Genomic DNA, 6261 nt, shown 5'->3' with positions numbered 1-6261 from the left:
AGCACTGATGAAGCCCTCGCCCGCTAGCCCGTCAGACCCGCGACGCCGGCCAGGATGCGCCCCACGGTGCTGTGGTGCAGGTTGTGCCGGCGGCTGATCGTGCCGGTCGGCGTCCCCGCTGCATGGTCGGCGAGCACGGCGGCAACTACTTCGGGATCCTTCGACGTCACCCCAGAGCGAACCAGCTCGTCGGCGGCCGATCGCCACCTCTGATGAGCCGGCGCACCCGCAGGGCGCATAGCGATATCAGGAACAGCCGTGAGCGCGCGTTCCGCAGCCCCTGCCGGCATCGATTCGCCCGGACCCGGACGTAATTCGTCAGCCGCGCTGACCCGTTGACCGCCCTTCGTCGACGCTGCAGGACCTTCGGAGCCGACCACCGACCCATCGCTACTGGGGGCCCCAGTCCTCACGCTCAAGCCATCCGGTCGCACGGCGCCACCACCCACATCCGGAGCAGGGCGTGGGGGAGCCAGCGACAACAGCGATAGCGTCGAATTCGCGATCGACACATCAATGGCGACCGGCCACAACCACGCCCGGCCCGGCAACATACCGAGCGCCACCGCCAAATCCCGCAGGGCGTCGAAAGACAACACGAACGCACACCCCGCCAGCGTGGCCGTCATCGCCAGGGCACACCAGTAGTTGAACCCGACCCGGCGCGTCCGCACCAGCAGGCTCAGCGAATGCGTCGAGCCGAGCAGCACCGCCGGCGGCACCACCGCCGCCGCGGCCGCCAACTGCACCGTCGAGCTCGGCGCGGTCAGCACGGCGTGGGCGACATTGCCGGCCACCGACACGCTCGTGGCCCCGATCAGCCACACCCAAAAGAACCGCACCGCAGCGCGAGTCGTCGCGTCATTGACCGCCGAGTCGGCCACCATTGATCCCTTCTTGGCCGCGTGCACTGTGGCACCCCTGCGCACACAGATCACTGATCGCGCCCCGCCGGACAACCCGGGCCGAACGCTCTTTTCAGCGTATTGCCCGGCCCACCGCCTTCCTGCAGAAATTTTCGCGGGCTCAAAACAACCGTCCGCCAGGGCAACTCGTGCCGCGTATCCACGTCAGCGGCGGGCGCCTCCAACCAGGGCAGTACTCGAGATCACTGAGGCGCACCCTCAGCTTTCGGCACCGGGATGACGCGGGTTGCCCACCGCGCCCGCAGGCCGGGCCGATCAGCCGCCAGGACGAAAGCATCTGGGGCACAGGCGCGTTCGGGCATACCCAATCACAGCGCACCGCCACGCAACGCGGTCGCCTTTGGTCAGCTCCCGGACCGGTACTCCAACGCGCGGATCTGTGCCGCGATGCCGCTGGCCTGCGCTGCGGTGGAATTCACCACCGAACTTGCCCGGGCAACCTCGGCGCGCAGCGCCCGCAGTGCCGCCCGTTGGCCGGCCGGGGTATCGGCCGTCACGGCCGATCGCGCAAGCGAGCGGGTCCGCGCGGCGATCTCGTCGAGTTCTTCCCGGCCGCGCCGGGTAGCCGCTGCCGCAGCCTCGAGTTGCTCATGCAGTGTGGAGTCGGCGTGGTCATTGCCGGTCAGCACCCCAGTCGTCTCGGCGACCAAACCCTGATGCTGCCCGGTCAGCTCATTGGAGAGCCCCGAGGCGCGCTGGCCCACGGCAGCCACCGCTTGCGCCGCGGCCCCCAGAGACGGCCCGGCCGGCGGCGGAGCTTGCGCCGACGACGAAAACAGCGACCGGACCCGCTCAACGGCCGCCAAGGCCTGCGCCGCCGCCCGCTCGATCGCCATAACTACATTTTGACAGCAATGGTTGCGGACTCCAGACACCTCTCTCGCGCGGCGGCAGGGCGGGGGCAGCACCGGCGTTAGGCTGGACCTGCACCCCCAACAGTGCCGCCGACCCGAATCTGGCCGGCCAGCACGCGCAGCAGTTGGCCGCCTACATCTTGGGTGGCATCCACTTTTGAAGACCAAAGGGCCGGTGGGCCTGCATGACCGAAGCACCGTCGAAACACTCCCGACGTGGACCATTTCGTCACGGCCGGCCTCCATTCACGTTGGGGTGCAATGGCTTCAGCCTCCCGCGTAGGACACTATAAGATCACCGCCTCGAGGGCCGACCATCCCGGGGCGACTGTCCAGTTGTTCGCCTCTGGCGGCTCGGAAGTGGCACCGCCCTCGGGTGGCCCGTTTTTCGGGCGCCGTGAGGCGGGCTACACGATCAGATAGCCGAGTCGCTTGGCGGCGCCGGCCAGGCGGGTCGCCAAGTCGGGATGGTCGAGGGGGAGAGACAGCAGCGGTCGTGTCGGCATTGCCGACTTGGCGGGCGTGAACAGCGCCAGGCATGCGTGACCGGCGAAGCGGCTGTTGTAGCGGATCCCGTCCAGGTGGGGGAATGCGTCCACGATCGCGCGGGTCCACCGCTGAGTGACGTCATGCGGCGCGGTGGAGATGGCGAAGGTGCCGCCGGTGCGGGTGATCCAGGCCCCGTCGCTGTCGGTGGCGACGTCGAGCGCCGCCAACCGGCGGGTGAACGACAACGCGGTGAGGTAGGGGCGGTCGCGGCCGCGATCGATGGTGCGGTCGGTCTGGAAAACTTCGCCCAGCGCCGCGCCGGGGCTGGACGCTCCGTACCACACGCCGCGCGCCGGGTCCTGGCCCGGCGGCGGCCGGTGCGGATCGAAACGCAGGATAGGGCCAAACGACCGGAACCCGTTCCACGGCAGCACATGGTCGCCAAGCGTGTGGTGGACCCGCCACCACACCTCGTCGGATTCGATGAGGCGCAATTCGCCGTCCTGGAAACCGAGTTCGACCAGCGTCGCCGGCTCAGGAGGATCCGGCAGCATCGGAGCACCACTCACCGCCCGGCCCACTGCCCCATTTCGACGAGGCGCAGGACCGGGTCGAGCGAGCCGCCGCTGTGCAGCCAGTCCCGTACGCAGCGCGGGCGGCCATCCACGGTGAGTTCTGGCTGTGGAGTCAGCAAGAATCCGGCCACCGCCGTCGGATGCAAATCATTTGGCAGCCTGGGCAGCACCCGGTCGAGTCCGCGAACCTGCTTGAGAGCGTCCCGTCCGTCGGCGGTCACGACGTCGAACTGGACGGCCGGGTAGACCCAGGACTCGTTGTCGTCGATCGCCCACAGGGTCCGTGCCAGCCGGCGCTGCCGGATCCGCGACTCGTTGACGCCAAGCCCGGAGGCTACCTCGGCAGGCGAATACGCGGTGCCGATGAGCCGCGCCATGCGAGCGATCACGGCGGCAGCGATCTGCGCATACGCGTCGGGGTCTTCGATGAAGCCGGCATCGTCGAGCAGCCGCGCCTCTTCGGTGGTGAGGGTCGCCGCCCACGGCCGATACGCCGGCAGCGACTTGAGCGCGGTGATCAGATCCGCCCGGCTGAGGTTAAAACGGTCCTGCAACAGCTGATCCAGTTCGTCGACGCCCACCGCTGCCTCCACAAATTAACGTCTACTAACGGCATTATATATGTGTTAGGAAGGGGTGTCTTCGGCAAGTCGACAGAGTGGATAATCCCGGGGAAATCCCCCGGGCAGTGCCGTCGCGGGTCGCGCTGTCGGACTACCCGGTGACCGCTGCTTGATACGCCTGACCGGCAGAAGGTTTCAGCTCTCCGCTCACCCGCAGCAGCGGGTTCCCGTTTACCGCCTGGCATTCCGAGCCGTGCTTAGGAGCGGACGCCAGGATGTTCTTGAGGTACTCGGCACGCCGCCGGGCCGCGGCTTCGTCCGGCCACTGTTCGACGCCGGCGCCGTAGGCGATGCCAGGTTCGCGAGTGTCGCACGATTCGGTGATGCGTGAGTCCACCAGCACGGACGCGGCGAGGTATCGCCGAACGGCAATGGTGCTCGGATCTGGCCTCGATGACCGCCCTGGGATCCGACGCCCAGAATCTCGACCAGGACGAATTCGTCGCCGCATGTCAGGACAGCATCCGTGACCAACAGCGGCACTGGCCTGACCGGTCATCACGGCCGACCCTCGTGTCACGACCGTAGCGCGGCTGGTGGCGCCGCGGCCGCGAGCCGCCGTCAGCCGGTGGTGGTGTCGACAACCGCGGCGCTTGGCGCGTTGGTCTTGACCGACTCGATGCCCTTCTGGGCTGCAGCCTTGGTCTTGTAGCCCTCGCCGCTGGCGATGATCTCCCCGTTGGCTGCCTTGAGGTGGAACCGGAATTCGCCGGCTTTGTCCTTGAAGATCTCGAACTTCGCGGCCATCTGGACTTCTCCCCCTTCGCTGTCTCGACCAGCGAAGACGCTACCAGCACTGTGCCCCGGGCGACGTCGCATGAGAATGTTCGGCGAGGCTGGCGTCGTCATAAGCCGCCCCGGATACGAACCCTCGGGGGCGCCGTGGCGGGATCCTTTCATTGCCGCAGACGTCGACAACCGGTAGCCTATGAGGTAGCAAAACCGGAAGCAAAGGCGGAACTGTCGTGGCGCAGACGCTGGAACGGGCCGTTGAGGCTAGTGAGATTGTCGATGCTTTGAAATCCTTCGGCCTCACTCAGGTCGACGTCGCCGCGGTGGCGCAGGTCTCCGATCGCGCGGTGCGTGGGTGGCGCACCGGCGACATCCGCCCTGACCGATATGACCGGCTCGCCCAGCTTCGCGACCTTGTCCTTTTGCTGTCAGACTCGCTCACACCGCGCGGCGTCGGCCAGTGGCTGCACGCCAAAAACCGTCTGCTCGAGGGCCAGCGTCCGGTCGAACTGCTCGCCGAGGACCACTACGAGCAGGTCCGCGGCGCCGCCGAAGCGTTTGTCGACGGCTCCTACGTGTGAGCCTGAGCGACGCGGTTGCCAGTGCACCGCGGCGAAGGCTGACCGGCAATTATTGGCATCAGGGCGGCACGCGGCACCAGCTTGTCTCCTGCGCGGACCCCGCCGCCGGGCCGGGGCGCTACCACCGAAGTGGCGAGCCAGGGGTGTGGTACGCCTCCAACCGGGAGCAAGGCGCGTGGGCGGAACTCTTCCGCCACTTCGTTGACGACGGGGTGGATCCTTTCGAGGTGCGACGGCGAGTCGGTCGGGTATCCGTTGACCTTCAAGTCCTCGACCTCACCGACGAGACGACACGATGGCACCTCGGCGTGACTGATGCAGACCTCGTGTCCGACGATGTCGCCCTGACCCAGCTCATCGCCACGGCCGCTCGCGAAGCGGGATTTGACGCCGTACTCGCTCCCGCCGCGGCGCTACCCGGTTGTGAAACGCTCGCGGTGTTCGCTCATGCGCTGCCCGGCGTCACCGCCGAGCGGTCCCAGGTTCGACAGCCTCCACCACGGCTGGCTGATCTGCTCCCGTTGATTCGGCCCCACGAAGACGTGCCCGACGCCGTGCGCCGACTGCTGATAACCCTCGCAAACCTTGGGGCCGAAGCGATTCGGCGCCGACGCCGCTGATCGGCCGGCAGGGGGCCGCGCCAGTACCAGCGCGCCCACAAGTCATGGGCGACCGGTTCCGTGCATTGGCGCTTGGGCCAGGCGTCGGTGGGTGGCGCGCCAACCACATCACTCTTCCGATCCGGCAGCGCGATCGGGCTGCTCGAACCACAGGAGCCCGCCTGGCTCCGTGCAGCCGAGATCGTGACCTGCACGCCATATCCCGTGGTCGGTGTCGTACCACTTGACCGATTCATTCGGAACATCGATGAATGGGCTGGTGGCCACACCCTCACCCCGATGTGCGGCGGCACGATCGGGACAGAACGCACTCGTCATGGTCATCAAAGTGCTCCAGTGCCCGATCGGTGATCCGCACCTTTCGGCCATCGGGCAGTTCAAACTCCTCCACGCTAAGCATGCTGACAGCACGCACCGACAACATGACCTCCTTTTGGCCGCAGCGTTCGGTTGCGCCCAGCGCACGGCGATGCGGTGGCTTACGGGCCGGGCGGATGACGGCGGTGAGCCCGGCAACAATGCCCGCTCTTGCCCATAACTCCATGCGTGCTTGGCAGCGCGGTACCCGGCTACTCAAGCATGCTCGTGAAGTGTTGCCACCTGGCCATATAGGGAGAGTTCGCGCCAGGCGGAGGCTGGCAGGTCAGCAGGTAGCCGTCTGGCGATCTCGACATTGCCTGCACACGCGGGTCACACGAAGTGCCCGTGGTGTTGACGCCGTTCAGGTTCGCCGGAGCCTGAAGCCACATCCATTTGTCGGAAGAAAAAGATGCGCAATAGAGCTCCTGCCCCGTGTTGGCGTCGTGGGCCAATTTGCCCTGATCACTGCACGATTCGCCGTTCACCGCTGTCTCATTTGGT

The 6261-nt window shown here is 67.1% G+C and carries 9 protein-coding genes; 2 read left to right on the top strand and 7 right to left on the bottom strand.

The genetic code is table 11. The features are described 5' to 3' along the window. Positions 1–23: 23 nt before the first annotated feature. From VML93_RS28775 to VML93_RS28750, 6 genes are all read right to left on the bottom strand, one after another. Positions 24–887: a DUF2637 domain-containing protein gene (locus VML93_RS28775; protein ID WP_325615668.1), complete on the bottom strand. Its 864-nt coding sequence runs from the start codon at positions 885–887 to the stop codon at positions 24–26. A gap of 383 nt (positions 888–1270) precedes the next feature. Continuing rightward, on the bottom strand, positions 1271–1762 hold the full coding sequence (locus VML93_RS28770; protein WP_325615666.1) for a DUF4226 domain-containing protein: 492 nt from the start codon (positions 1760–1762) through the stop codon (positions 1271–1273). Positions 1763–2187: 425 nt separating this feature from the next. Continuing rightward, positions 2188–2823, bottom strand: a complete 636-nt coding sequence (locus tag VML93_RS28765; RefSeq protein WP_414686475.1) for an RES family NAD+ phosphorylase — start codon at positions 2821–2823, stop codon at positions 2188–2190. Between the two features lie 11 nt (positions 2824–2834). Then, complete coding sequence (locus VML93_RS28760) at positions 2835–3425, bottom strand: DNA-binding protein (RefSeq protein ID WP_325615662.1); 591 nt, start codon at positions 3423–3425, stop codon at positions 2835–2837. Positions 3426–3558: 133 nt separating this feature from the next. Continuing rightward, positions 3559–3804: a hypothetical protein gene (locus tag VML93_RS28755; protein ID WP_325615660.1), complete on the bottom strand. Its 246-nt coding sequence runs from the start codon at positions 3802–3804 to the stop codon at positions 3559–3561. 224 nt (positions 3805–4028) lie between these two features. Next, positions 4029–4214 (bottom strand): YegP family protein, encoded by a 186-nt coding sequence (locus tag VML93_RS28750; protein WP_325615658.1) that lies wholly within the window; start codon positions 4212–4214, stop codon positions 4029–4031. Between the two features lie 218 nt (positions 4215–4432). Here VML93_RS28750 and VML93_RS28745 point away from each other — a divergent pair, with 218 nt between their 5' ends. Beyond that, positions 4433–4780, top strand: a complete 348-nt coding sequence (locus VML93_RS28745; RefSeq protein WP_325615657.1) for a DUF2384 domain-containing protein — start codon at positions 4433–4435, stop codon at positions 4778–4780. Then, entirely contained in the window at positions 4777–5400 is a 624-nt protein-coding gene (locus tag VML93_RS28740) for an RES family NAD+ phosphorylase (RefSeq protein WP_325615655.1), read from the top strand. Before VML93_RS28745 ends, VML93_RS28740 begins: the two co-directional genes overlap by 4 nt. Before the next feature lie 569 nt (positions 5401–5969). On the opposite strand, the gene VML93_RS28735 is transcribed toward VML93_RS28740, so the two are convergent. Beyond that, positions 5970–6261, bottom strand: a 292-nt coding sequence (locus tag VML93_RS28735; protein WP_414686474.1) for a hypothetical protein, incomplete at its 5' end; no start/stop codon positions are given.

Origin of the sequence: Mycobacterium sp. (genome assembly GCF_035499775.1) — a bacterium.
Lineage (GTDB): Bacteria > Actinomycetota > Actinomycetes > Mycobacteriales > Mycobacteriaceae > Mycobacterium.
This window is presented reverse-complemented; position numbering and strand designations above follow the sequence as displayed.